Source organism: Nonomuraea corallina, assembly GCF_027620315.1.
Classification (GTDB): Bacteria; Actinomycetota; Actinomycetes; order Streptosporangiales; family Streptosporangiaceae; genus Nonomuraea; species Nonomuraea corallina.
Window position 1 is genome coordinate 1 of the sequence record NZ_JAPNNL010000051.1, and the last position, 25,406, is coordinate 25,406.

Annotated in this window: 19 protein-coding genes; 7 read left to right on the forward strand and 12 right to left on the reverse strand. The window is 73.4% G+C overall.

Annotation, left to right across the window (positions count from 1 at the left end):
* The coding region (locus OUY22_RS15310) for a carbohydrate-binding protein (protein ID WP_270155621.1) at nt 1-1,339 on the forward strand (1,339 nt) is incomplete at its 5' end.
* A 98-nt stretch (nt 1,340-1,437) separates the two neighbouring features.
* Here the strand turns inward: OUY22_RS15310 and OUY22_RS15315 are convergent.
* The 5 genes from OUY22_RS15315 to OUY22_RS15335 all read right to left on the reverse strand — a co-directional run bounded on the left by OUY22_RS15315 (nt 1,438) and on the right by OUY22_RS15335 (nt 7,210).
* Complete coding sequence (locus tag OUY22_RS15315) at nt 1,438-2,940, reverse strand: class I adenylate-forming enzyme family protein (RefSeq protein WP_270155654.1); 1,503 nt, start codon at nt 2,938-2,940, stop codon at nt 1,438-1,440.
* A complete protein-coding gene (locus tag OUY22_RS15320; RefSeq protein WP_270155622.1) occupies nt 2,937-3,935 on the reverse strand; it encodes an alpha/beta fold hydrolase in 999 nt (332 codons plus the stop codon). The genes OUY22_RS15315 and OUY22_RS15320 overlap by 4 nt, the downstream gene beginning before the upstream one ends.
* 2 nt (nt 3,936-3,937) lie before the next feature.
* A complete protein-coding gene (locus OUY22_RS15325; RefSeq protein ID WP_270155623.1) occupies nt 3,938-4,888 on the reverse strand; it encodes a D-2-hydroxyacid dehydrogenase in 951 nt (316 codons plus the stop codon).
* A gap of 80 nt (nt 4,889-4,968) precedes the next feature.
* A complete protein-coding gene (locus OUY22_RS15330; RefSeq protein ID WP_270155624.1) occupies nt 4,969-5,364 on the reverse strand; it encodes an ATP-binding protein in 396 nt (131 codons plus the stop codon).
* Entirely contained in the window at nt 5,357-7,210 is a 1,854-nt protein-coding gene (locus OUY22_RS15335; protein ID WP_270155625.1) for a SpoIIE family protein phosphatase, read from the reverse strand. Before OUY22_RS15335 ends, OUY22_RS15330 begins: the two co-directional genes overlap by 8 nt.
* Nucleotides 7,211-7,429: 219 nt before the next feature.
* On the opposite strand from OUY22_RS15335, the gene OUY22_RS15340 reads away from it, so the two are divergent.
* Entirely contained in the window at nt 7,430-8,584 is a 1,155-nt protein-coding gene (locus OUY22_RS15340; RefSeq protein ID WP_270155626.1) for an MFS transporter, read from the forward strand.
* A gap of 423 nt (nt 8,585-9,007) precedes the next feature.
* Complete coding sequence (locus OUY22_RS15345) at nt 9,008-10,762, forward strand: ABC transporter ATP-binding protein (protein WP_270155627.1); 1,755 nt, start codon at nt 9,008-9,010, stop codon at nt 10,760-10,762.
* 67 nt (nt 10,763-10,829) lie between these two features.
* On the opposite strand, the gene OUY22_RS15350 is transcribed toward OUY22_RS15345, so the two are convergent.
* Complete coding sequence (locus OUY22_RS15350) at nt 10,830-12,788, reverse strand: glycosyl hydrolase family 18 protein (RefSeq protein ID WP_270155628.1); 1,959 nt, start codon at nt 12,786-12,788, stop codon at nt 10,830-10,832.
* Between the two features lie 152 nt (nt 12,789-12,940).
* Here OUY22_RS15350 and OUY22_RS15355 point away from each other — a divergent pair, with 152 nt between their 5' ends.
* Complete coding sequence (locus tag OUY22_RS15355) at nt 12,941-14,653, forward strand: serine/threonine protein kinase (protein ID WP_270155629.1); 1,713 nt, start codon at nt 12,941-12,943, stop codon at nt 14,651-14,653.
* A 12-nt stretch (nt 14,654-14,665) separates the two neighbouring features.
* Here the strand turns inward: OUY22_RS15355 and OUY22_RS15360 are convergent, their stop codons facing one another.
* Nucleotides 14,666-15,013, reverse strand: coding sequence for a hypothetical protein (locus OUY22_RS15360; protein WP_270155630.1), 348 nt, complete (start codon nt 15,011-15,013; stop codon nt 14,666-14,668).
* 137 nt (nt 15,014-15,150) lie between these two features.
* On the opposite strand from OUY22_RS15360, the gene OUY22_RS15365 reads away from it, so the two are divergent.
* A complete protein-coding gene (locus tag OUY22_RS15365) occupies nt 15,151-16,584 on the forward strand; it encodes a nitronate monooxygenase (protein ID WP_270155631.1) in 1,434 nt (477 codons plus the stop codon).
* 19 nt (nt 16,585-16,603) lie between these two features.
* Here OUY22_RS15365 and OUY22_RS15370 read toward each other — a convergent pair whose 3' ends face one another.
* The 5 genes from OUY22_RS15370 to OUY22_RS15390 form a co-directional block, all read right to left on the reverse strand.
* Entirely contained in the window at nt 16,604-17,323 is a 720-nt protein-coding gene (locus tag OUY22_RS15370; RefSeq protein WP_270155632.1) for a YqjF family protein, read from the reverse strand.
* 35 nt (nt 17,324-17,358) lie between these two features.
* On the reverse strand, nt 17,359-17,646 hold the full coding sequence (locus tag OUY22_RS15375; protein WP_270155633.1) for a DUF2795 domain-containing protein: 288 nt from the start codon (nt 17,644-17,646) through the stop codon (nt 17,359-17,361).
* Nucleotides 17,647-17,677: 31 nt separating this feature from the next.
* Nucleotides 17,678-18,280 carry a DUF5709 domain-containing protein gene (locus tag OUY22_RS15380; RefSeq protein ID WP_270155634.1) on the reverse strand — a complete coding sequence of 201 codons (603 nt, stop codon included), beginning with the start codon at nt 18,278-18,280 and terminating at the stop codon, nt 17,678-17,680.
* Nucleotides 18,281-18,349: 69 nt separating this feature from the next.
* Entirely contained in the window at nt 18,350-20,128 is a 1,779-nt protein-coding gene (locus OUY22_RS15385; protein ID WP_270155636.1) for a flavin-containing monooxygenase, read from the reverse strand.
* A 58-nt stretch (nt 20,129-20,186) separates the two neighbouring features.
* Nucleotides 20,187-20,645 carry an Lrp/AsnC family transcriptional regulator gene (locus tag OUY22_RS15390; RefSeq protein ID WP_270155637.1) on the reverse strand — a complete coding sequence of 153 codons (459 nt, stop codon included), beginning with the start codon at nt 20,643-20,645 and terminating at the stop codon, nt 20,187-20,189.
* 152 nt (nt 20,646-20,797) lie between these two features.
* On the opposite strand from OUY22_RS15390, the gene OUY22_RS15395 reads away from it, so the two are divergent.
* Complete coding sequence (locus OUY22_RS15395) at nt 20,798-24,196, forward strand: indolepyruvate ferredoxin oxidoreductase family protein (protein ID WP_270155638.1); 3,399 nt, start codon at nt 20,798-20,800, stop codon at nt 24,194-24,196.
* Nucleotides 24,197-24,260: 64 nt separating this feature from the next.
* Entirely contained in the window at nt 24,261-25,400 is a 1,140-nt protein-coding gene (locus tag OUY22_RS15400) for an acyl-CoA dehydrogenase family protein (RefSeq protein ID WP_270155639.1), read from the forward strand.
* Nucleotides 25,401-25,406 lie beyond the last annotated feature (6 nt).

The window sequence follows — 25,406 nt, forward strand, 5'->3', positions numbered from 1 at the left end:
GGCCACCGCCGCCTACCCCGCCTGGACGGCCTGGACCTCCTACACCGCCGGCACCCGTGTCACCCACAACGGCGTCGACTACGAGTGCGTCCAGAGCCACACCTCCCAGCCCGGCTGGGAGCCCCCGGCCGTGCCCGCCCTGTGGAAGCAGGTCAGCGGCGGCAGCGGCGACACCCAGGCGCCCTCCGTGCCGGGCAACCTGCGCTCGACCGGCGTCACCTCCAGCAGCGTCTCGCTCGCCTGGAACGCCGCCACCGACAACGTCGGCGTCACCGGCTACCAAGTCTACCGGGGCGGCGCCCTGGTGACGACCGTCAGCGGCACCTCGTACACCGACACCGGCCGCGCGGCGGACACCAGCTACACCTACACCGTCAGGGCCCGCGACGCCGCCGGCAACCTGTCCGGCCACAGCGCCTCCGTCACCGCCCGCACCTCCCAGGGCGGCGGCCCCGACCCCGACCCGGGCCGGATGCCCGGCGCCCCCTACCTCTGGATGGGCTGGGGCAGCCCGCCCGACCCCGGCGTCGTCATGGACGCGACCGGCGTCAGGTCGTTCACCATGGCGTTCATCCTGTCCAGCGGCGGCTGCACCCCGGCCTGGGACGGCCAGCGCCCCCTCACCGGCGGCGCCGACCAGCAGGCGATCAACAGGATCAAGTCCAAGGGCGGCAGCGTCCAGATCTCCTTCGGCGGCTGGCAGGGCAACAAGCTCGGCCCGAACTGCTCCACCCCGCAGGCCTTCGCCGGAGCCGTGCAGCAGGTCATCAACGCGGTCGGCCCGGCCGTGGTCGACTTCGACATCGAGAACACCGACGAGTTCGAGAACTACACCGTGCAGGACCGCATCCTGAACGGACTCAAGATCGTCAAGCAGAACAACCCGAACGTCAAGGTCGTCGTCACCTTCGGCACCTCCAGGACCGGCCCCAACGCGCACGGCGTCCGCCTGATCAACCAGGCCAGGGCCCTGAACGTGCCGATCGACAACTTCACCATCATGCCGTTCGACTTCGGCAGCGCGAACATCTACCAGGACACCGTCAACGCCGCCGAGGGCCTGAAGAACGCCCTCAAGAACGCCTACGGCTACACCGACGCCCAGGCGTACGCCCGCATGGGCATCTCCGGCATGAACGGCCTGTCCGACCAGCAGGAGCTGACCACCCCGCAGACGTGGACGCAGATCCGCGACTGGGCCAGGTCCAAGGGCCTCAACCGGCTCGCGTACTGGGGCGTCAACCGGGACCGCCCGTGCCCGGGCGGCGGCGTGGTCTCCCACTGCAGCGGCATCGCCCAGGCCGAGTGGGAGTTCACCCGCATCACCGCGGGCTTCTGAGGGCCTGAACCCGGGGCGGCGGCCCCCCCCCCCCCCCCCGCCCCCCCCCCCCCCCCCGGGGGGGGGGGGGGGGGGCCCCCCCCCCCCCCCCCCGCTCCTCACGTGAGCATCGCTTTCAGCCGCTCCTGGCTCACCTTCAGCGACGGCGTACGGGGCAGCGCCTCCACCGCCGTGAACCGGACCGGCACCTGGTAGGGCGTGAGCCTGCCGCGCGCCCACCGCTCCAGCTCGGCCGGGTCGAAGGCGGCGCCGTCGGCCATCTCGACGGCCGCGACCGGCACCTCGCCGAGGCGGACGTCGGGCAGGCCGACCACGGCGGCGTCGCGTACCGAGGGGTGGTCTTTGAGCACCTCGGCCACCGCGCCGGTCGACACCTTGAACCCGCCCCGGATGATCACGTCGTCGGTCCGGCCGAGTATCCACAGGAAGCCGTCCTCGTCGACCCGCGCCAGGTCGGTGGTCTCCTGCCAGCGGTCGGGGTCCGGCGACTGCGGGGTGCGCACGTCCAGCCGGCCGACCTGGCCGGGCGGCAGCGGCTCGCCGGTCTCGGGGTCGCGCACCCGCACCTCCACCCCGGGGTGCAAACGGCCCACGCTGCCGGGCTTGTCGTCGCGGTGGCGCTCCCAGTCCTGCATGGTCCACCCGGCGATCCCGCCGGCGAACTCGGTCGCCCCGTACGTGACCAGCACGGCGACGTCGTAGGCGTCCTCGAACCGGCGCGCCAGCTCCGGCCGGAGCGGCGCGGTGCCGCACACGACGGCGCGGACCCCGGCGAACACCTCCGGGTCCACCCCGGCGTCCAGCACCATCCGCAGCGAGGTGGGCGTGAGCGCGAGCACCCGCGCGTCGTACGCGGTGACGAGCCGCACCAGGCCGTCCACCGTGAACCGCTCCAGCATCGCCACGCTCCGCCCTTCGAGCAGGTTGAGCAGGAGGCGGAACAGCCCGCTGGTGTGCAGGATGGGCGCGACCAGGACGGCCACCCCGGAGCGGAGCCGGGGCCGCCACGGCTCGCCCGACGCGTAGTGGGCGGCGCCCGCGAAGCCGGCCGCCAGGTTGCGGTAGCCGATGGGGACGCGCTTGGGCGGGCCGGTGGTGCCGCTCGTCAGCATGCTCACCGCCACCCCCGGTTGCGCCCGCGCCGCGACCACGCCGGGTTCCAGGGCGCACGCGGTGACCACGGTGTGCGCGGCCGGCTCGTACGCGGGGACGGACAGCCCGAGCACGCCGGCCGAGCGGGCGGCCGCCCGCAGGCTCTCCGCCTCCCAGTCGGCCGGGTCGGCGACCACGGCGACCAGGTTCAGCTCGCGGACGTCCCGGGCCAGCGCCTCGGCGGGCCGTAGATGGCTGAGCGACACGATGGCGTACCGGCCGGCCAGCGTCCCGATCACCGCGCCGACGACCCCCGGGCGGTTGCGCATCACCACGCCCACCCGCGCGCCCTCGGACGCCCCGATGGAGCGCAGCCGCTCGTCCAGCGCGCGGGCGCCCTCGGCCAGGTCTCCCCAGGAGCACCACCGGCCGTCCAGTTCCAGCGCCCGCGCGGCGGGCTCGACGCCCAGGACCGCACGCAGCCGCTCCGGCAGGTCCAGATCCGTCATGTCGCGGTCCTTGAGGTCGTGGTCCTTGATGTCGCGTTCCCGGATGTCGTGTTCCCGGATGTCGTGGTCCTTGACGTCGTGGTCCTGGACGTCGTGGTCCTTGACGTCGTGGTCCTTGAAGTAGGCGCCCGTCCTCTCATCGCCGGCCCCCAAGCGGCGAGCACCTCGTCCAGCGCGGCCATGAACGACAGCGGCTGGTCGAGCATGACGTGGTGGCCGCAGTCGGCGATCTCGACGACGGGCAGCGAGCAGCCCAGGCGCCGGTGCATGGCGTCCGTCATCTCCGGCGGCGGCAGCCCGTCACGGGCCCGCACGAGCGCGACCGGGCAGGCGGGCGGGACCAGCTCGGCCATCGCCAGCTCCGCCTGGCCGAACAGAAGAGGGTCGAACTTCCAGGTCCAGCCGCCCTCGACGGCCCGGACCGAGGTCTCGGCGAGGTGCTCGACGATGAACCGGTGCGCCCGCCCCGCCTCGGGGATCGGATGGAAGCGGGCCACCGCCTCCTCCCTGGTCGGGTAGAGGCGCGGGCGGCTCAGCGCCCGCTGCCGCCGCCGCACGTGCTCCGGCGTGTCCGCCTCGTCGCGCAGGATCGAGTCGACGCACACCACCCCGGCCAGCCGCTCCCCGTACGAGAGAGCCGCGCGCAGGCAGACCAGCCCGCCCATGCTGTGCCCGACCAGCACCGGCGGCCCGTCCAGGCCGGCGTCGGCCGCGGCCGCGAGCACCTGCCCGGCCCAGGAGGCGTGGCTGTAGCGCGGGGCGTGGCCGCTGTCGCCGTGTCCGGCCAGGTCCGGGGCGACGATCCGGTGGTGGGCGGCGTAGTGCGGCGCGATGTGGTCCCACCACCGGCCGTGGGCGGCGCCGCCGTGCACGAGGACGAGGCCGGGCCGGCCGGCGGGGCCCCAGGCGCGGTAGCGGATCGGCACCCCGTCGACGATCACCTCGCCGGTGTCGGCGGGGACGGCGAGCGCGTCGGTGAACCAGGAGGGGGCCATGCTCAGTAGCCGCGCGTCAGGTCGATCGGGTGGGCCACCGGTTCGCCGCGCTCGACCCGTTCCAGGTTGCGGGCGAACAGCTCGACCACCTTCCGGCTGTAGCCGGGCGAGCTCCACGCCACGTGCGGGGTGAGGATGGCGCCGGGCGCGTCCCACAGCGGGCTGTCCTCCGGCAGGGGCTCCTTCTCGAACACGTCGAGCGCGGCGCCGCCGATCGAGCCGGCGCGCAGCCGTTCGGCCAGCGCGTGCTCGTCCACCACCTCGCCGCGCGAGACGTTGACGATGAGGCACGACGGCCGGCACCGGTCCAGCACCGCGCCGTCCAGCAGGTGGCGGGTCCGCGGGGTCGCGGGCACGGCCAGCACGATGGCGTCGGCCCGCGCGGCCAGCTCGGCGAAGCGGGCGGCGGGATGCGTCTCGTCGAACTCGGGCACCGGCTCCGGGTGGCCGCGCACCCCGATCACGGTCATGCCCAGCGCCCCGGCTCGGCGGGCGACCTCGCGGCCGACCGGCCCCGCCCCGGCCACGAGGAGGGTCGTCCCGGACAGGATGACGGGACGGTGCCGTTCCCACACCCGCGCCCGCTGGCTGGCCAGCACCTCGGGCAGCCGCTTGGCCAGCGCGAGGAGCATGGCGAGGGCGAACTCCGCCATGGCCGGCGCGGACAGCCCGCGGGCGCCCGCCACCTGCACGTCCGGCGGCAGCCCGTGCGCGGGGACGATGCTGTCGGCGCCCGAGCCGACGAGGTGGATCAGCCGCAGCCGGGGGGCGGCCGACCAGTCGGGCACCCGCATGCCGAGGCCCAGCACGGCTTCCACGCGGTGCAGCTCGGCGAGGAAGCTCTCCGGGGTCGGGCAGGTCACGACCTCACGGTCCCCGAGCACGGCCTCCGCCCCCGACACGGCGTCGATGGCGAACCTGCCGTAACAGTGCACCGTGCCGATCCTGGCCATGCCGCTCCTCAAAAGATTGAATCATAACTATAATAAAAGAAAAGGCCCGACCCTCGGAAGAGGGTCGGGCAGCGCACCGGTCAGGGGCAGTTGACCTCCAGCACGACGCTGGTGCCGTCGGCGCCGCTGCGGACGTCGATCCGGCTGGCGCCGTGCCTGGCCAGCAGCAGGCCGCGGCCGTTGGCGGCGGTGGACGGCGGTGCGGGCGCCTGCTCGGCGCCGGCGGGCAGGCCGCCGCCGCGATCGGTGACCTCGCAGCGGAGCCGGCCGGGGCCCTTCCACAGGCTCAGCCGGCCGCTCCCGCCGCCGTGCCGTACGGCATTGGTGGTGATCTCGTTGACGGCGACCACGAACCGGTACAGCGCCAGCCCGGCCAGCCCTTCCTGCTCGCTGCGGCGCTCCACCTCACGGCGCAGCGCGACCAGGGAGTCCCGGTCGAAGTCCCGGCTGAGCAGCGGCTCCAGCTCGTCAGCCATGGCCGCTCTCCCCAACGGGCAGCCGGCGCGCGGCGAGCACGCAGGTGTCGTCGTGCGGATTGGCGTCGGGGAGCTGGGTGATCACGTCGGCGACGGGCTGAGGACTGCGCTGGGCGGAGGTGCGGTCGAGGATGGAGATCACCGGGATGAGTCCTTCGCGCAGGGTCCGGTCACGCCGCTCGACCAGGCCGTCGGTGTAGAGCAGCAACAGGTCTCCCGGCTCGATCGTCATGGCGGCGGTGCCGTAGGCGGCGGTGGAGACGGCGCCGAGCAGCGGGCCGTGCGGGCGGTCCAGCTCGATGGTGCGCCCGCCCCGGGTGTGCAGCGGCGGCGGGTGCCCGGCCTGGGCCCAGCGCAGCTCGCCGGTGTCGGGCAGGTAGCGGCCCACCACGGCGGTGGCGGTGCGCGTCCCCTCGCCTCCCACGTACAGCAGGTGGTTGAGATGGGAGAGCAGCTCGGCCGGGTCGCTGGTGGTGGTGACGGCCAGCGCCGCCAGCGCGTGCCGGAGCTGGGCCATGCACGCCGCCGCGCGCACGCCGTGGCCCGCGACGTCGCCGATGGCGAGCACCACGCTGCCGTCGCCGGCGATCGCCGCGTGGTACCAGTCGCCGCCGACCCGCTGGGCCTGGACGGCGGGCAGGTAGCGGACCGCCACCCGCAGCCGAGGCAGGTCGATCGGCTCGGCCGGGATGGGCAGCACGATGTGCTGGAGCTCCGCGGCGAGCCGGTGCTCGACCTCCAGGCTGCGCCGGTGCTCCAGCAGCTCCTCCTCGACCCTGGCCAGCTGGATGCGGGTCGTCTCGCGCGCGGTGACGTCCTGGAACACGCCGAAGACCCTGACCGGGCGGCCCCCGGAGTCGCGCACCGCGTCGGCGATCATGCGCAGGTGCTTGACCCGGGCGCCGATCCTGACCCGGTACGTGAGATCGGCGGTCCTGCCCAGGGCGAAGTCCACGGCGGCCTGCGCCCGCACCGGCACGTCCTCCGGGAGCGTGAGGGCGTCGAGCGCCTGCTGGGAGAGCGGCCCGCCGGCCGGGTCGCGCTCGTAGACCCGGTAGAGGCCGGGCGACCAGGAGATCTCGCCGGTGACCAGGTCCCACTCGCCCCACCCGAGGTTGCCCAGCCGCTCGGTCTGCGCGCTCCGAACCTCCAGCCGGGTCTCCACGTCGTGCCGCACCCAGGTGTTGATCACGCCGGGCCCCACCGACCTGACCTGCACCGAGATGGACATCTCGGCCGGCGCCCTGGGCAGGACGCTGACGTAGGGGATGGGGCCGACCTGGCGCGGCATCCCGTCGGCGACGCACCGCTCCCAGGCGTCCCACACGGGACCGCCCATGAGCGTCGGATAGACCTCGCTGACCCGCAGGCCGACGATCTCGGTGCCGCGCCGGCCGGAGATGTCCACCAGTTCGGGGCCCGCTGCCGTGAACACGTAGTCCTCGATGCGCCCGCCCGCGCCGCGCACCGGCATCAGCACGGTGTGGCTGCCGCCCAGGGCGTCGAGCACCTGCTGCGCGACGCGCGCCCAGTCGCCGCCCGCCGAGGAGGGGGCCCGCAGCGGGGGCCGCAGCGCCGAGGCGACGGCGGCGCGCAGCCGCTCGGGGCCATCCTCGGCGTCGCCCTCCAGCGCGGCCAGCACCTCGGCCGCCAGCTCGAACACCTCGCGCCCCTGGTCGGCGGCGATCCTGCGCAGGTAGGCGTGCGCCTCGGCGATCCGGCATGAGGTGCGCCCGGCCAGAATGCCGGCGGCCCGCTCCAGGGCCATCGCGTCGTCGCCGCGCGCCCGTCCCAGCCGCGCGTCCAGATCGGCCAGACGGTCGAAGTAGTTCTGGGAGGGCTCCATCGATCGTTCAGGACCGTCCTGTCACAGCCGTCCACCTCGCCGGGGCGTCCTGCCGGCCCGGGCGGATGGGGGGCTTGGTTGTTTGTCCCGGCATTGCGCTGTCTATCACCACTAGAACGGTTCCGCCAGCATATCGGCACTTCAGTGCTGTCGCGGAGAACACCGCGACGACTTGTAGCATGACACGCCGAACCCAGATCCACCTCCCTTGGAGTGCCGATGCGGCGGCCGGTCCAGCTCGTGATCATCCTCACGGTCTTCGTCGACCTGCTGGGGTTCACGGTGATCCTGCCGTCCCTGCCGTTCTTCGCCGCCGACCTCGGCGCGACGGGCGTCTGGTACGGGGTCACGGTGAGCGCCTACTCCGTGGCGCAGTTCCTGGCCGCGCCCCTGCTCGGGCGGCTCTCCGACCGGTACGGACGACGTCCGGTGCTGCTGATCGCCCTCGCCGGCTCGGCGCTGTCGCTGGCCATGTCCGGCGCGGCGACCTCCCTGGCCTGGCTGGTCACCGCCAGGGCGCTGGCCGGGGCCTTCGGCGGGAGCATCTCGGTCGCCCAGGCCTACCTGGCCGACGCCGTGCCGGAGGACCGGCGCACCGGCGCGATGGCGCGCCTGGGCATGGCCATCGGCGCGGCGTTCGTCGCGGGCCCCGCGCTGGGCGCGGCGCTGGCCCCCTGGGGGTTCCCGGCGTCGGCGTACGCGGCCGCGGCCCTGGCCGCAGCCAACCTGGTGGCGGCCTTCTTCCTGCTTCCCGAGCCGGGCCGGCGCGCGGAGGCCGCCGGCGGCGCCGGCGCGCGGAGCGGCGAGGTGCTGCTCCTGGCCGGGACGGGCTTCCTCACCATGGCGGCGTTCGTCGGCATGGAGACCACGCTGGCCTTCCTCGGCAGGGACCGCTACGGCTGGGGTGCGGAGGCGATCGGCCTGGCCATGGCCGCGGCCGGGCTGTCCATGGTGGCCGTGCAGGCGGGGCCGGTGACGCTGCTGGCCAGGCGGTGGGGCGACGCCCGGGTGGCGGCGGCCGGGGCGGTGGTCATGGCGGCCTGCCTGCCCGTCGTCCCGGCGGGTCCGGCGTGGCTGTGCGTGCTGGCCGTGTGCGTGCTCTCGGCGGGCAACGGCCTGGTCACGCCGACCGTGGCGAGCCTGCTGGCCGCGGCGGGCCCGCCGGACCGGCGCGGCGCCCGGCTGGGGGCCGGCCAGTCGGCGAGCGCCTTCGCCAGGATCGCGGGGCCGGCGGGCGCGGGCGTGCTGTTCGACGTGGGGACCTCGGCGCCGTACGTGGCGGGGTCCGGATTGGCGGGTCTGGCGGCGTTGACGGTGCTGGCGGCGCGCGACACGGTCACGGTTTCCCCTTCGGCCGATAGATCCATGGACTGAATCCTCCGGGCGACGGTGGACTCGCGTCTCGCCGGTCACATCCGTACCACGGCCAGAATCTCGTTCAGGGGAATTCTTGTCATCGGGTGGATGAAGTTAGAAATACATCACCGTTCGAGTCTTGCCGTTCTGTGACCGTTTTCCGGGGCGCGCTATAAAGAACGGGTGTTGCAGGTCAAGGCGCGTTTTACGGATGTTTCTGCGGTGAATTGAGGGCATATAGCTGCTACCGTCCGAAAAAGACGGTTCGATCGATTCGGGGGAGGCAGAAATGGCTCTTACGAGTGGATGCGGAAGACGGCGCCGGTGCTGCTACAGACGCAGGTACCGCTGTTGTCGCTGCTACTCCTGCTGCAACAGGTGGTGGGGGTGGTAAAGGAAAGTCGGGGGGGTCGGCGGGTCAACCGTCGGCTCCCCCTCCAGTTGGCCGACCGGAGCGAGCGCGGGCCGCTCGCGCCGACGGTCACGCTCCGCCGTACCTTCAGGGAGTTCTGGCCGGACACCCGCGGCATGCGCCGGTTCTTCGCGGCGGGTGTGGTGTTCGCGGTGCTGGCCGCCCTCTGCGAGGTGATCGCCATCCGGCTGTTCGGCCACATCACCGACGAGGTGCTCACCACCCGCGACATGTCCGCCTTCTGGACGCCCGCGTCCGCGTGGCTGGGGCTGGCGGCCGTGGCGGGGGTGACGTCGATCGCCGGCACCTACGCGACGGCGGTCGGAGCCGAGCGGTTCCTGCTGCGCCTGCGCGACCGGGTGTTCGCGCACCTGCAGAAGCTGTCGCCGGACTTCGCGGAGAACCGCCGCCTGGGCGACCTGATGGCCCGGCTTACCGACGACATCGAGGCCATCGAGGAGCTGATGGGCTCCGGGCTGGTCAAACTGGTGACCACGGCCGCGAGCGCGGTCTTCTTCGCCGGGGCGGCGTTCTTCATCCGCTGGGACCTGGCCCTGATCACGCTGGCGCTGTTCCCGGCGTTCCTCATCGCCTCGAAGGTTTTCGCGTCCCGGTTCAGGACCGCCTCGGCCACCGAACGGGCCAGCAACGGCGACATGAACAGCGTCATCGAGGAAGGACTGGCCAACCAGGCCCTCGTGCACGCGTACAACCGCGAGGCGAGCGAGTCGCGGCGGCTGCACCGCGCCGGGCGCGGCTGGCTGCGCGCCAACCTGCGCCAGGCGTGGCTGGCGGGTGTGTACGGGCCGCTGATGCAGGTGCTGGAGACCGTCGGACTGATCGTCGTCCTCGGCGTGGGCGCCTGGGAGATCGCCACTGGGCGGCTCACGCTCGGCGGGCTGCTGGCCTTCGCCGCCTACCTGGCCATGCTCTACCCGGCCGTGCAGAGCCTCGGCGAGATCGCCCTCACCGTGTCGGAGGCGGCGGCGGGTTCGGACCGGGTCATCGAGGTGCTCAAGGTGCGGCCCGCGGTGACCGACCGGGAGGGCGCGACGCCGCTCCCCGGCCGCAGCCGCGGCGCGATCGCCTTCGACCACGTCACCTTCACCTATCCGGGCCGCAAGCGGCCGACGCTGGTGGACCTGTCGTTCACCGTCGAGCCGGGTGAGCTGGTGGCGTGCACCGGGCCGAGCGGCGCGGGCAAGTCGACGCTGGCCAAGCTGCTGCTGCGCTTCTACGACCCGAGTGGCGGCCGGGTGCTGCTGGACGGGATCGACCTGCGCGACCTGACCAGGGCGTCGGTCCGCGACAACATCACGATCCTGCACCAGGAGACGCTGCTGTTCTCGGGCTCGGTACGCGACAACATCGCCTACGGACGGCCGGACGCCTCGACAGAGGAGGTGATGGCGGCGGCCGAACTGGCCGGCGTGCACGAGTTCGTCAAGACGCTCCCGCACGGCTACGACTCGCCGGTGGGCCAGCGCGGCAGGCTGCTGTCCGGCGGGCAGCGGCAGCGGGTGGCGATCGCCAGGGCGATCCTGCGCGACGCTCCGGTGCTGGTGCTGGACGAGCCCATGACGGGGCTGGACGAGGCCACCGTCGCCCGCGTGATGGAGCCGCTGCGGCGGCTGATGACGGGCCGCACCACCATCATGATCACGCACGACCTGCGGCACGTGCCGCGGGACGCCCGCGTGATCAACCTGGAGCCCGCCGCGCCGCCGCGCGCCCCGGTCAGGTTCAGGCGCTGGGCCTCGGGCGCCGAGTTCCTGACGCGCTGACGCCGGGCCCCCGACGTGAGAGGGCCGGCCCCGGATCGCGGGGCCGGCCCTGCCGGGAGGTGGGGGATCAGCGCAGGCCGTCACGCATCGCGGTGATCAGCTCCCCGTTGCTCGTGTCACCGCTGAGCTCCCAGAAGAACGCGCCGCCGAGGCCCTGGTTCTTCGAGTAGCCCATCTTGCCGCCGATCGTGGCCGGCGTGTCGTAGCTCCACCACTGGTTGCCGCAGTGGGCGTACGCGGTGCCCGCGACGGTGCCGGTGACGGGGCAGCGGGTCTTGAGCACCTTGTAGTCCTCGATGCCCGCCTCCCAGGTGCCGGGCGCCGCGCCGGTGGCCGTGCCGCCCGGGGCGGACTGGGTCACGCCGGTCCAGCCGCGGCCGTAGAAGCCGATGCCGAGCAGCAGCTTGCTCGCCGGGATGCCCTTGCTCTTCAGCTTCTGGATCGCGGCGTCGGAGTAGAACCCGGGCGTCGGGATCCCGTTGTAGGAGGTGAGCGGCGAGTGCGGGGCGGTCGGCCCCTGGGCCGCGAAGGCGCCGAAGTAGTCGTAGGTCATGACGTTGTACCAGTCGGCGTACTGGGCGGCGCCCGCGTAGTCGGCGGCGTCGATCTTGCCGCCGTTCGTGCCGTCGGCCGTGATCGCGGCGGTCACCAGGTTGCCGGAGCCGAACCGGGCGCGCAGCGCCTGCATGAGGTTCCGGAACGCGGCGGGGCCGCTGCTGTCACAGCCGAGGCCGCAGGCGTTGGGGTACTCCCAGTCGATGTCGATGCCGTCGAACACGTCCGCCCAGCGCGGGTCCTCGACCAGGCGGTAGCAGGAGTCGGCGAACGCGGCCGGGTTCTGCGCGGCCTGGCCGAAGCCGCCGGACAGGGTCCAGCCGCCGAACGAGAACAGCACCTTGATGTGCGGGTGCTTCTGCTTGAGCTTGCGCAGCTGGTTGAAGTTGCCGCGCAGGGCTCCGTTGTCCCAGGTGTCGGCGACGCCGTCCACGCTCTCCGCAGCGCTGTAGAAGCGGTCGTAGTCGGCGTTGGTGTCGGTGAGCGCGCACTGGCCGTTCCGCACGTCGCCGAAGGCGTAGTTGATGTGCGTGAGCTTGGCCGCGGAGCCGCTGGTGTCGATGTTCTTGACGTGGTAGCCGCGCTGGTAGACGCCCCAGTTGACGAAGTAGCCGAGGACCTTGTTCCCGCCTCCGCCGCCTCCGGTGGAGGTCCTGGCGGTGACGGCGGCGCTGGCGGCGGAGCGGTTGCCGGCGGCGTCGCGGGCGCGGACGGTGTAGGTGTAGGCGGTGTCGGCGCTCAGTCCGCTGTCGGTGTGGCTGGTGCCGGTCACGGTGGTGACGAGGGTGGAGCCGCGGTAGACCTCGTAGCCGGTGACGGCGACGTTGTCGGTGGAGGCGTTCCAGGCGAGGGAGACGCTGCTGCTGGTGACGCCGGTGGAGCGCAGGTTGCCGGGCACGGACGGTGCCTGGGTGTCGCCGCCGCCTCCGGTGGAGGTCCTGGCGGTGACGGCGGCGCTGGCGGCGGAGCGGTTGCCGGCGGCGTCGCGGGCGCGGACGGTGTAGGTGTAGGCGGTGTCGGCGCTCAGTCCGCTGTCGGTGTGGCTGGTGCCGGTCACGGTGGTGACGAGGGTGGAGCCGCGGTAGACCTCGTAGCCGGTGACGGCGACGTTGTCGGTGGAGGCGTTCCAGGCGAGGGAGACGCTGCTGCTGGTGACGCCGGTGGAGCGCAGGTTGCCGGGCACCGACGGGGCCTGCGTGTCACCGCCGCCTCCGGTGGTCGGCAGCCACAGCGCCAGGACGTTCGGCGGCTCCCAGCCGGGCTGCGAGGTGTGGCTCTGGCGGCATTCGTACGTGACACCCTGGTACGTGACCCGGGTGCCGGCGGTGTAGGCGGTCCACGGCGTCCACTCGGCGAGCGCGGCGACGGACGAGGCGGCCGACGAGGAGGCGGAGGCCGTCACGGGGACGGCGACCAGCACGGCGAGCGGCATGAGTAGCGTGGCGAGGACGGCCAGGACTCTCTGGTTCATGGTGCTCCGGCATCCGGTTGGGGGGTGAACGGGGATGGGAGTCGCAGGAAACTATTAGTAAAGTTTCCTTTAAATTGCTTCCGAACATAACCCCTCCCCGAGGCGGTCGTCAAGCACGGTCCCGGCACCCGGCCATCCGGCACAATCGAGACATGCCATCGATCAGCGGAGTCCGCCCCCTCCGCGCCAACGACCCCCGCGAGATCGCCGGCTACACCCTCAGCGGCCGCCTCGGCGAGGGCGGTCAGGGCACCGTGTTCCTGGCGGAGTCGGCCTCCGGTGAGCGGGTGGCGGTCAAGCTCCTGCACGCCGACTTCGGCGACGACGCCGACGCCAGGCGCTACTTCCACCGAGAGCTGGCCGCGCTGCAACGGGTCGCGCCCTTCTGCACCGCCCGGGTGCTCGCCGCCGACCCCGAGTCCGACCCGCCGTACGTGATCAGCGAGTACGTGCAGGGCCCGTCGCTGCAGGAGGCGGTGCGCGAGCGCGGCGTCCTGACCGGGACCGACCTCGACCGGCTGGCCGTGGCGACCGCGACCGCGCTGGGCGCCATCCACGCGGCGGGGATCGTGCACCGCGACTTCAAGCCCGGCAACGTGCTGCTGGCCGCCGACGGGCCGCGGGTGATCGACTTCGGCATCGCGCGGCCGTTCGAGGGCACCGCCGCCCCGGCCAGCGGGATCGTCGGCACCCCCGCGTACATGGCTCCCGAGCAGTTGTCCGGGCATCCCGCGGGAGCGCCGCTCGACCTGTTCGCCTGGGCCTGCACGATCGCGTTCGCCGCCAACGGGCGGCCGCCGTTCGGCCAGGAGCCGATGCCGGCCGTCATCAACCGCATCCTCAACGGCACGCCGGACCTGGGGCGGCTGTCGGGACGGCTGTGCGACTTCGTGGCCGCCTGCCTGGCCAAGGACCCGGCGCGGCGGCCGACGGCCGAGCAGGTGCTGCTCGGCCTGATGAACAGGAGCCAGGAGGCCATGCCGACGGCCAGGCCGGGCACGCTCCCGCCGCCGAGCGGCGCCCCCGTGCCGCTGCCCCCGCCCTCAGGGCCCCGGTCCGGCCCGCAGCCGGGCCCCCCGTCCGGCCCGCATTCCGGTCCCTCGTCCGGCCCGCAGTCCTACCCAGGGTCGGGGGGAACGTGGGAGTCCGCGTCGGTGCGGGCAGGGGCGCCCACCACGCAGCCGGGACGCCGCCGCGCGGGGATGGTCATCGGCGCGTCCCTCGTCGCCGGGGCCGTCGCGGTGGCCACCGTGGCCGTGACGCTCGCGCTCAACCTGGACCGCCCCACCGGCGACGCGACCTCCAGCTCGGCCCCGAGCGCGTCACGCACCCCGTCACCGGTGCGCGACCAGGTCGCCCGCTCGCCCCGGCTGGGCATCGAGGTCTGGCAGGGCGGCACGGCGAGCACCATGGCGTTCTCCGACCGCGACCGGGAGATCACCCGCGTCACGATGCAGGCGGAGCCGTTCGAGCTGCGCTTCCCCACCCTGGCCAAGGACACCGCCGCCCAGATCTGCGCCTGGACCGACGACTCGGTCCTGCGCGTCGAGCAGGGCGCGAAGGTCGAGGACCACACCTGCTACGCCCCCGGCACCGGCATCGCCGACTACGAGCACGGGTCCGGCACCCTCTGGATGGACGAGCGGGCCCACAACCACCTGGTCGACACCCGGGTGGCCGAGCATTCGGACACCCAGGACAAGGTGCTGTTCTCCACGATCTCCCAGAACGGCGCCGCCACCCCCGTCGGGGAGTGGAAGGGCGAGATCTACCTCTCGTTCTTCGTCGACCGCGACGGCGACAAGCGGTTCGACCTCACCGGCCCGGCCGAGTACGAGTATCTGGTGCTGGAGTTCCCCCGCTGACGGTCAGAGGCTTCAGGAGCGCTCGCGGCGGGCGCCGGTCGCGCCGATGCCGCGGCGGGCGTAGAAGTCGTCCACCGCCGCCAGCATGCCGTCGATCGTCGCGGGCGCGTACCCGCCGTCCCGGAGATGGCGCTGGTAGCGGTGCGCCGCGCCGACGGCGGCGGCCATGTCGCCGAGCGGGTCACGGCCCAGCGCGCCCCGGGCCGACGCCTCCGCGGTCCACGTCAGGAAGGCGCGCACCCGGTTGAGGTAACGGGACTTGCTGGACTCGGCCAGCCGGGCGCCGGACAGCGCGGTGGCGTAGGCCGCGTACATCCCGTCGTAGGGCTGCGGCAGCGCGGCCCTGGATCGTACGGTCACGGGATCTCTCCTGCTGTGCGAGGGGGTCTGCCAGCATGACAGCGGGCCGCGGCGTCCCGGGGTAGGGGCGGGAGTCACCGGCGGGAGGGACTTTGGCCCCTACAGCGCCGGCGGCCGCACCTGCTGCACTGGGCAGCATGGGCAGGAGTGCGCAGGGCGACCCGCCCGTCCTCATCCAGGGCGGCATGGGCGTGGGAGTGTCGGGATGGCGGCTGGCACGGACGGTGTCCAGGGCCGGGCAACTGGGCGTGGTGTCGGGGACGGCGCTGGACCTCACCCTGGCCCGGCGGCTGCAGCGGGGCGACCCCGGCGGCGACCTGCGCCGGGCGCTGGCCGCCTTCCCGGTGCCCGAGGTGGCCGGGCGGGTGCTGCGCCGCTACTTCGTGCCCGGCGGCATCCCCGAGGGGTCGCCGTACCGGCCCGTGCCCCGGCTGGGCCTGCGGCAGAGCCGCGCGCTGGACGAGCTGACCGTGGCGGCCAACTTCTGCGAGGTGTACCTGGCCAAGGAGGGGCACGACGGGCTGATCGGCGTCAACTACCTGGAGAAGATCCAGATGGCCACGCCCGCCGCCGTCTACGGCGCCATGCTGGCCGGGGTCGACTACGTCCTGGTCGGCGCCGGCATCCCGGCGGAGATCCCGCACCTGCTGGACGAACTGGCCGCGCACCGCCGGGGGGAGGTCGCCGTCACCGTGGCCGACGGCGACCGGCAGCCGGTGGCGGTCGAGCCGCGCCGGCTGTTCGGGCGGACGCTCCCGCCGCTGCCGCGGCCCCGGCTGCTCGCGATCGTCTCCTCGCACGTGCTGGCCGCCTACCTGGCCCGCACGCCGCGCACCCGCCCCGACGGGTTCGTGCTGGAGTCGCCCGTCGCGGGCGGGCACAGCGCGCCGCCGCGCGGCCGGCTGACGCTCGACGAGCGGGGCGAGCCGGTGTACGGGCCGCGTGACGAGGTGGACATCGCCAAGGTGGCCGCGATCGGGCTGCCGTTCTGGCTCGCCGGAGGGTACGGCACCGCCGACGGCCTGGCCGCGGCGCTGGCCGCCGGCGCGAACGGCATCCAGGTCGGCTCGGCGTTCGCGCTCTGCCGCGAGTCGGGGCTCGACCCGGCGCTCAGGGACCGCCTGCTGCGGGAAGCCTGCGCCGGGACGCTCCGGGTGCGCAACGACCCGCTGGCCTCGCCGACCGGGTTCCCCTTCAAGGTCGCGGACGTGCCCGGCACGCTCGCCGACCCGGCGGTCTACGCCGACCGGCCGCGCCTGTGCGATCTGGGCTACCTGCGCACCCCGTACGCGAAGGAGGACGGCGCGGTCGGCTACCGGTGCCCGGCGGAGCCGGTCGACGTCTACGTGCGCAAGGGCCGACCGGCCGAGGAGGCGGAGGACCGCCGCTGCCTGTGCAACGGGCTGCTCGCGGCCATCGGGCTCGGCCAGCACCGCCCCGACGGCTACGCCGAGCCGCCCCTGCTCACCCTCGGCCAGGACGTCGGCTTCCTGGCCGAGCTGCCGGAGGACCACTCGGCGACCGACGTGATCGAGTACATCCTGACGGGAGCCCGGGTGCGGACCGCCTAGCCTGCGGGCCGCGCGCGGGTCAGATCGGTCGCCACATGCCGATGCGGCTCGGCACCCCGGGGGAGGCGTGCACCAGCGGGTCGTGCCCGGCGTCGGGCAGGCCCGCCGAGTCCAGCAGCGTCTGGTCCAGCTCCAGCAGGTCGGCGCGGTGCAGCGGCCAGGGCGGGTGCTCCACCTCCGCCGTCACGGTACGGCCCGCGACCTGCGAGAACAGGCGGAACCTGGCCGTCAGGAAGTGCGCGAGCCCGTCCCGTTCCCGCTCCGTCAGCACCAGGCCGACCTTGGACTCGGCGTGGCAGCGGGCGCCGCGCGGCCCCGGCCAGATCCGGCGGCTCCGGTAGCGCCAGTGACCGGCGTCGATGCGTACCGACATGTCGGACCAGTGGTAGGGCAGCCAGTAGCCCGCCCGCCCGCCGAGCATGGCGGGCAGCCGGCCGGCGTCGAGCGAGAAGAACCAGATCCCCGAGCGCCCCCGCCCGTCGCGCACGTAGGTGCGCAGGTTCGTCTCCGGGAACCTCGACACCCACGGCAACCGGGGCAGGCCCGGCGCGCGCACGTCCTCCATGAGGAACGGGGTCATCCCCACCCACGCGGTCCCGTCGAACGTCTCGACCGTGAACTGCGGGGGCACCAGGGCCTGGACCGTCTCGGCGGGGTAGCGCCAGTGCAGGAACGTCATGTTCGACCAGCGCTGGTACATCACCGGCCGGGCGACCCGGGGTGAGGGCGGGGCTCTCATGCCCCGTCCCTACCCGCACCGGCGCCGATATGCGATCAGTCGAACTGGCCCCGCCCGGCCAGGCCGAGCTCCTTGGCCACGTCGTTCATGGTGTCGTAGCTGCGGTCGGGCAGCGACCGCAGCGCGGACAGCACCGGGTCGGGGGCGGACTGTTCCTGAGCCCGCTCCACCAGCTCCTTCTTGTCCGCGGGGAAGGCGTGCACGCCGCTGATCCAGCGGGCCAGGTCGCTGCGGGCGTCGACCTCCTCCGCGCTCATGCCTTCGGGCGAGCCCGGCTCGTGGATGTCGGGCTGGTGCCTGTCGTCGCCTCGCTGGTGTTCCATGCCATCGTCCCTTCGTTCGGGGTGGGTGTGTTCAGAGCGGCCGGCCGGTGCCTTCGCCCGGCAGGTAGCCGCCGTCGTCCGCCTCGGTGCGGCCGGAGCCGGCGTCGGGGTCCTCCGCGACGTCGGAGTCGACCCGCATGGCGGCCTCCTCGGCGGAGTAGCCGCCCATGTCGGGGCCGACGTCGCGGGCCACCTCGTCGGGCTCGGTGTCGGGATGGGCGCCCTCGTCGGCGGCCACCAGGCGGCCGGCGCGGCCGGCATCCTCGTCCACCCCGGTGTCCTCCTGGAAGTCCGTGTCGAGGTCGGACCCGACGCCCAGGCCGCCGTCCTCGGTGAGCGGACGCTCGTCGGGGTCGGATCGGGGGGCCCGCTGCACGGTCACCGGCGTGTCGGTGCCGAAGGACGCCTCCTCCTCGGGCACCTCACGCTCCAGGCGGCCGTCCAGCGGCTCGCCCTGGATCTGCTCGTCGACCGTGGTGCCGTAGTCGTCGACGGCGATCGGACGGTCAGCCGGGAGCGGCGCCTCCTGCGGGTCCTCGGCCCACTGCTGCTCCGGCGTGCCGTCCTGGAGATCCGGGATCCCCTCGTCCTCGAACCGCGAGCGCGGATCACGTTCAGGCGTGTGTTCGGTCACAACGTCCCCCTCCAGGTCTCTGGCCGTCCATCGCCCGCTACCCCGGACGGCCGCGACCTCACGGGAGATTCATCGGAAGGTGAGTCCTTCGAACGCGCCCGACGAACGCCACTGGTCGAGGTAGGCGAAGAAGGCCGTCGCGCCGTGCGGGTAGCCGACGAAGAGGCGGCCGAGCAGCCCGGAGTCCCGGCCCTCGCCGTTGTAGTAGCCCGGCGTGCAGTCCGCCCCGCCGAGCAGCCCGCCGGTCCCCGTCAGCAGCAGCTCCACCCAGGCGTCCTCGGCCTCCCGGGTCACCTCGACCTCGCGGTGGCCGTGGTCGAGGGCGTGCCTGACGATCGCCGCGATGGTCGCGCCGGACTCGGTGAGGTTGTGCGGGATGTTGGAGACGAGGTTCGCGCCCTGGGTGGGCTGGACGACGAAGGCGTTGGGAAAGCCGTGCACGTGGATGCCGTGCAGCGTGCGCATGCCCTCGGCCCAGCGCTCCGACAGCCTGACCCCGTCCCGCCCCACCAGGTCGTAGCCGGCCCGCCGGGTGAACGCGGTGCCGACCTCGAACCCCGAGGCGTAGATGAGGCAGTCCAGCGCGTACTCCCGGCCCGCCACCACGACCCCGCCCGGGGTGATCCGCTCGACGCCCCTGCCGTCGGTGTCGACCAGGTGGGTGTTCGGCCGGTTGAACGCCTGGAGGTACTCGTCGTGGAAGCAGGGCCGCTTGCAGAGCTGGCGGTACCACGCCTTGAGCCGCCGGGCCGTCTCCGGGTCCTCGACCACGGCGTCCACGCGGGCCCTGATCTCCTCCATCTTCTCGAAGTCGGAGTCCTCGAACGCGGCCAGCATCCGCTCCAGGGTGCGCTCCTCCGGAGGCAGCCCGGCGATCCGGGAGCGGACCCGGCGGGCGATGTCGGTCCAGCCGTCCATCACCAGGTCCTCGTCGGCGAGCACGCCGGTCTGCATGGCGGTGAAGTTCTCCAGCCAGCGCCGCTGCCAGCCGGGGGAGGCGATCGAGGCGAACCACTCGGGGTCGGTCGGCCGGTTGTCGCGCACGTCCACCGACGACGGCGTGCGCTGGAACACGTACAGCTCCCCGCAGGACCGCGCCAGGTGCGGCACGCACTGCACGGCCGTGGCCCCGGTGCCGATGACGCCCACCCGCTTGTCGCCGAGCCGGTCCAGGGGCGCGCCCGACAGGTCGCCGCCGGTGTAGTCGTAGTCCCACCGGCTGGTGTGGAAGGAGTGGCCGCGGAAGTCCTCGATGCCGGGCACGCCGGGCAGCTTCGGCACGTGCAGCGGCCCGATCCCCATGGCCACGAACCGCGCCGTGAACGCGTCCCCCCTGTCGGTCGTGACGATCCACCGCGACCGGGTGCCGTCCCACTCCAGCCCGGTGACCTCCGTGTGGAACAGCGCGTCGTCGTACAGGCCGTAGTGCTTGCCGATGCGCCGGCAGTGCTCCAGGATCTCGGGCGCGTGCGCGTACTTCTCCGTCGGCATGTGGCCGGTCTCTTCGAGCAGCGGCATGTAGACGTACGACGAGGTGTCGCACTGCGCGCCGGGGTAGCGGTTCCAGTACCACGTGCCGCCGAAGTCGCCGCCCTTCTCGACGATGCGCACGTCCTCGACGCCGGCCTCCTTCAGCCGCGCCCCGGTGAGCAGGCCGGCGAAGCCGCCGCCGACGAACGCCACGGTCACGTCGTCGGTCCTGGGCTCGCGCTCGCTCCTTCGCGTGTACGGGTCCTCGAGGTAGTGGGAGAAGCGGCCGGTGAGCCGGACGTACTGGTCGTTGCCGTCAGGGCGAAGCCGCTTGTCCCGCTCTTCCCGATATTTCAGGCGAATGGCTTCTTTGTCCACGATGCGCGCTCCGTAGGCCCGGGATTCCAGAATGGCATTCCGGAATACCGCCGACAAGTCACAGCCTCCGCGGCGCCCCCGTGTCACGGGTCCACGAGCCCAGCACCAGCAGCGTCTTGGTGCCCGTCACGTCGCCCGCCCGGCGCAGCCGGTCGATGACCTGCTGCAGATGACCCAGGTCGCGGACCCGGACGTGGATGAGCGCGTCCGGGTCTCCGGCGATCGTGAACACCTCCTGCACCTCCGGCACGGTCGCCGCGGTGCGCACGATGTCGGCGACCGGGGTCGTGCCCGGGTAGCTCAGCTCCGTGAACGCCTCGATGCCCCAGCCCAGCTTCGCGTAGTCGATGTCGACGGTGAACCCGGTGATCACGCCGAGCTCCCTGAGCCGGTCGACGCGCCGCTTGACCGCCGCCACCGACAGGCCCACCCGCTCGGCCATCTCCGAGAACGTCCGGCGGCCGTCCTCCCGGAGCAGGCGCAGCAGCCGATGATCGATCTCGTCCACCTCTGACATGGGACAACCCTCCTCGTCGGCGCAAACAAAACGGCCGACCCACCCAGCATCGTCAAACTTTTTGCGTCTTTCAACCTCCTGGGCCGCTGACTCTTGCGCGCTGCCGGATCCTCTTGCTGTGCTGGGGGTTCCCCGTGCACTAGGAGGTTCGCGTGAGCGTGACTCCCGTCGAGGTGTCGATCGACGACAAGTACGCGGCCGACAGCGGCCGCGCGCTGATCTCCGGCATCCAGGCCCTCGTCCGCCTGACCCTGGAGCAGCGCAGACTCGACCGCGAACGCGGCCTGGACACCCGGGTCTTCGTCTCCGGCTACCAGGGCTCCCCGCTGGGCGGCGTCGACCTGGAGATGGGACGGGCCGCGCGCTTCCTGGAGGCCGCCGGAGTCGTCTTCAAGCCCGGCCTGAACGAGGAACTGGCCGCCACCGCCGTGGCCGGCACCCAGCTCCTCGACGCGCTGCCCGGCCGCCGCCACGAGGGGGTGACCGGCTTCTGGTACGGCAAGAACCCCGGCCTGGACCGGGCCGCCGACGCCATCCGCCACGGCAACCTGGCCGGCACCGCGCCGCTCGGCGGGGCCGTGGCCTGGATCGGCGACGACCCCGGCAGCAAGTCCTCGACCGTGCCCAGCTCGTGCGAGCCGATGTGCCAGAGCCTGTCGATGCCGCTGCTCGCGCCCGGCTCCGTCGCCGAGATCATCGAGTACGGGCTGCACGCGGTGGCGCTCTCCCGCGCCAGCGGCCTGTGGACCGGCCTGAAGATCGTCGCTGACGTCGCGGACGCCGCCGCCACCGTCGAACTCGGCGGCGACCACGGCGTCCCCGAGCCCGAGCGGGCCGCCCCGCGCAAGCCGCCGGTGCTGGTCGGCCCCGCCTCCCTCGACGCCGAGCACGACATGCTCACCCGCCGCCTCGACCTGGCCCGCGCCTACGCCTCCGCCCACGGGCTGAACCGGGTCGTCTTCGACGCGCCGCGCGCCAGGCTCGGCATCCTCGCCTCCGGCACCGGCTTCGCCGTGGTCCGCCGGGCGCTCGCCGACCTCGGCGTGGACGAGGACGCCATGGCCCGCCTCGGCCTCCGGCTCATCAAGATCGGCATGCCGTTCCCCCTGGACCACGCGGCGCTGGCCGCGCAGACCGCCGGCCTCGAGCGGGTCCTCGTCGTCGAGGACAAGGTCGCGTTCCTGGAAGGCCACCTCAAGCAGGCCCTGTACGGGAGCGAGCACACCCCCGTCGTGCACGGCCGCGACCTGCTCACCGCCCGCGGCACCCTCGGCGCCGACGAGGTGGCCCGCGCCATCACCCGCTGCGCCGGCCCCGAGAACCTGCCCCGGCCGCCGGCCGAACCCCGGCCCGCCCGCCGCTCCCTGCCGCTGATCGCGGCCCGCACCCCGTACTTCTGCTCGGGCTGCCCGCACAACACCTCCACCCGCACCGCCGACGACACGCTGGTCGGCGTCGGCATCGGCTGCCACGCCATGATCGCGCTCGACGGCGAAGGACGCGGCACCCAGGTCGGGCTCACCCAGATGGGCGGCGAGGGCGCGCAGTGGATCGGGCTCGCCCCGTTCACCGACGACCGCCACTTCGTGCAGAACCTCGGCGACGGCACCTTCCACCACTCCGGCTCCCTCGCCGTCCGCGCCGCCGTCGCCGCCGGGGTGACGATGACGTACAAACTCCTCTACAACGACGCCGTCGCCATGACCGGCGGCCAGCGCGCCGAAGGCCGCCTGGACGTGCCCGCCCTCGCCCACGAACTCGCCCTCGAAGGCGTACGGCGGATCGTCGTCACCACCCCCGAGCCGGAGACGTACCGGGGAGTCCGGCTGCCGGGCATCGCCCACGTCCGCCACCGCGACGACCTCCAGCAGGTCGAGCGCGAACTGGCCGCGATCGACGGCGTCACCGTGCTCATCCACGACGACCGGTGCGCCGCCGAGGAACGCCGGCTGCGCAAGCGCGGCAAACTCCCCGTCCCGACCGCCAAGATCGTGGTGAACGAGCGCGTCTGCGAAGGCTGCGGCGACTGCGGCGACGTCTCCACCTGCCTGTCGGTCCAGCCGGTGGAGACCGAGTTCGGCCGCAAGACCCGCATCCACCAGCCGTCCTGCAACACCGACCTGAGCTGCCTCAAGGGCGACTGCCCGTCGTTCCTGCTGGTCGAGCCGGGCACCAAGCGCGCCCACCAGGTGCCCGACCTGCCCGTCGAACCCGGCGAGCCGGACCGCAAGGTCGGCGACACCGTGCTGATCAGGATGCCCGGCATCGGCGGCACCGGCGTCGTCACCGTCTCCCAGATCCTGCAGATGGCCGCCCACCTCGACGGCCTGCACGCCGCCGGGCTGGAGCAGACCGGCCTGGCGCAGAAGGGCGGCCCCGTCGTCAGCGACGTCCGCATCTCCACCCGGCCGGTCACCGGCTCGGTGCGGGCCACGCGCGGCAGCGCCGACGTGCTCATCGGCTTCGACCTGCTCGGCGCCGCCGCCGACGCCAACCTCGCCGTCGCCGCCGCCGACCGGACCATCGCCGTCATCGACACCTCGGTCGTCCCCACCGCCGCCATGGTGACCGGCCGCGCCGCCGTGCCCGGCTCGCCCGCCGACGCGCTCACCCGCATCGAGTCCGCCACCCTCTCGGGCCTGTACGTGGACGCCCACGGCCTGGCCGAGGCGCTCTTCGACGACCACATGCCGGCGAACATGCTGCTGGTCGGCGCCGCCTACCAGCACGGCTGCCTGCCCGTCTCCGCCTCGGCGGTCGAACGCGCCATCCAGCTCAACGGGGCCGCCGTCGACAAGAACGTGGCCGCCTTCCGCTGGGGCCGCGCCCTGGCGCACGACCGCGACGCCGTCCTCAAGGCCGCCGGGCTCACCGCTCCGGAGCCCACCGGCCTGGAGGAGACGATCGCCATCCGCACCGCCGACCTCACCGGCTACCAGAACGCCGCGTACGCGCACTCGTACGAGCAGGACGTGCGGCGCGTCCACGCGCTCGCGGCCGAACGCGCCGGACAGGAGGCCGGCGCCCGCGTCGCGCTCGCGTACGCCAGGAGCCTGCACCACCTCATGGCCTACAAGGACGAGTACGAGGTGGCCCGGCTCCACCTCGACCCGGCCGAGCAGGCTCGGCGCGACCGCGAGTTCGGGCCCGACGCCAAGGTGTCGGTGCTGCTGCACCCGCCCGTGTTCCGCGCGATGGGCATGAAGCGCAAGATCAAGGTGCGGCGCTCGGCCCCCGTGCTGTTCCGCGGCCTGCGCGCCGCCCGCGTGCTGCGCGGCACCGCGCTCGACGTGTTCGGCCGCGCCGAGGTGCGCCGGGTCGAACGCGAGCTCATCGGCGAATACCGTGACCTCATGAACGCCGCCCTCGCCCGCCTCACCCCCTCGAACGCCGCCGCCGTCGCCGCGCTCGCCGCGCTGCCCGAGGGCATCCGCGGGTACGAGGACATCAAGCTGTCCCGCGTCGCCGAGTTCCGCGCCCGCGCCGCCGAGGCCCTCACCGCCCTCACTCGGGACGACCAGCTCCGGACCGCCGCTCAGGAGAGCCCGTGAGACGCGACGCGTTCTGGACAGGGGAGACCGTGAGACCCAGCAGGACCGCCGCTCGGGAGAGACCATGACCGTTGACCGCCTGCTGCCCGGCCAGGACGCCCGCGACCTCATCGACCTCACCCGCGAGATCGCCGACAAGGAGCTCGCCCGCCGCGTCGACGAGCACGAGCGCGCCGAGACCTACCCCGAGGGCCTGTTCGCGCTGCTCGGCGAGGCCGGGCTGCTCGGCCTGGCCTACCCGGAGGAGTACGGCGGCGGCGGCCAGCCGTACGAGGTCTACCTCCAGGTGATCGAGGAACTGGCCGCCCGCTGGGCCTCGGTCGCCGTCGCCACCAGCGTCCACACCCTCGCCTGCTTCCCGATCTTCACCTACGGCAGCGACGAGCAGAAGGCGCGCTGGCTGCCCGACATGCTCGCCGGCCGGATCATCGGCGGCTACAGCCTCTCCGAACCCCAGGCCGGCTCCGACGCCGCCGCCCTCACCTGCCGCGCCTCGCGCACCGACGACGGCTACCGGATCACCGGCACCAAGGCGTGGATCACCCACGGCGGCCTCGCCGACTTCTACGCCCTGTTCGCCCGCACCGGCTCCGGGAGCCGCGGCATCTCCTGCTTCCTGGCCCCGGGCACCGCTGACGGCCTCACCTTCGGCCGCCCCGAGGAGAAGATGGGCCTGCACGCGGTCCCCACCACCACCGCCCACTACGACGACGTCCTCCTGGACCCCTCCCGCCTCATCGGCGCAGAAGGCCAGGGCCTCCAGATCGCCTTCAGCGCCCTCGACTCCGGCCGCCTCGGCATCGCCGCCTGCGCCGTCGGCCTCGCCCAGGCGGCCCTGGACGAGGCGGTCGCGTACGCCAAGGAACGCCAGACCTTCGGCAAGCGCATCATCGACCACCAGGGCCTCGGCTTCCTGCTGGCGGACATGGCGGCGGCGGTCGACTCGGCCCGCGCCACCTACCTGGACGCGGCGCGGCGGCGGGACGCGGGGCTGGCCTACTCGCGGCAGGCGTCGGTGGCGAAGCTGGTGGCCACGGACGCGGCCATGAAGGTGACGACGGACGCGGTGCAGGTGTTCGGGGGGTACGGGTACACGCGGGAGTTCCGGGTGGAGCGGTACATGCGCGAGGCGAAGATCATGCAAATCTTCGAGGGGACGAACCAGATCCAGCGCCTGGTGATCAGCAGGGATCTGGCGAGATAGGTCCTG

Coding starts and splice junctions, on each gene's coding strand:
- OUY22_RS15370 (WP_270155632.1), bottom strand. CDS start 17,323: ATGAGAGCCCCGCCCTCACCCCGGGTCGCCCGGCCGGTGATGTACCAG.
- OUY22_RS15390 (WP_270155637.1), bottom strand. CDS start 20,645: ATGTCAGAGGTGGACGAGATCGATCATCGGCTGCTGCGCCTGCTCCGG.
- OUY22_RS15350 (WP_270155628.1), bottom strand. CDS start 12,788: ATGAACCAGAGAGTCCTGGCCGTCCTCGCCACGCTACTCATGCCGCTC.
- OUY22_RS15365 (WP_270155631.1), top strand. CDS start 15,151: ATGGGCAGGAGTGCGCAGGGCGACCCGCCCGTCCTCATCCAGGGCGGC.
- OUY22_RS15325 (WP_270155623.1), bottom strand. CDS start 4,888: ATGGCCAGGATCGGCACGGTGCACTGTTACGGCAGGTTCGCCATCGAC.
- OUY22_RS15355 (WP_270155629.1), top strand. CDS start 12,941: ATGCCATCGATCAGCGGAGTCCGCCCCCTCCGCGCCAACGACCCCCGC.
- OUY22_RS15340 (WP_270155626.1), top strand. CDS start 7,430: ATGCGGCGGCCGGTCCAGCTCGTGATCATCCTCACGGTCTTCGTCGAC.
- OUY22_RS15375 (WP_270155633.1), bottom strand. CDS start 17,646: ATGGAACACCAGCGAGGCGACGACAGGCACCAGCCCGACATCCACGAG.
- OUY22_RS15315 (WP_270155654.1), bottom strand. CDS start 2,940: ATGACGGATCTGGACCTGCCGGAGCGGCTGCGTGCGGTCCTGGGCGTC.
- OUY22_RS15320 (WP_270155622.1), bottom strand. CDS start 3,935: ATGGCCCCCTCCTGGTTCACCGACGCGCTCGCCGTCCCCGCCGACACC.
- OUY22_RS15330 (WP_270155624.1), bottom strand. CDS start 5,364: ATGGCTGACGAGCTGGAGCCGCTGCTCAGCCGGGACTTCGACCGGGAC.
- OUY22_RS15400 (WP_270155639.1), top strand. CDS start 24,261: ATGACCGTTGACCGCCTGCTGCCCGGCCAGGACGCCCGCGACCTCATC.
- OUY22_RS15335 (WP_270155625.1), bottom strand. CDS start 7,210: ATGGAGCCCTCCCAGAACTACTTCGACCGTCTGGCCGATCTGGACGCG.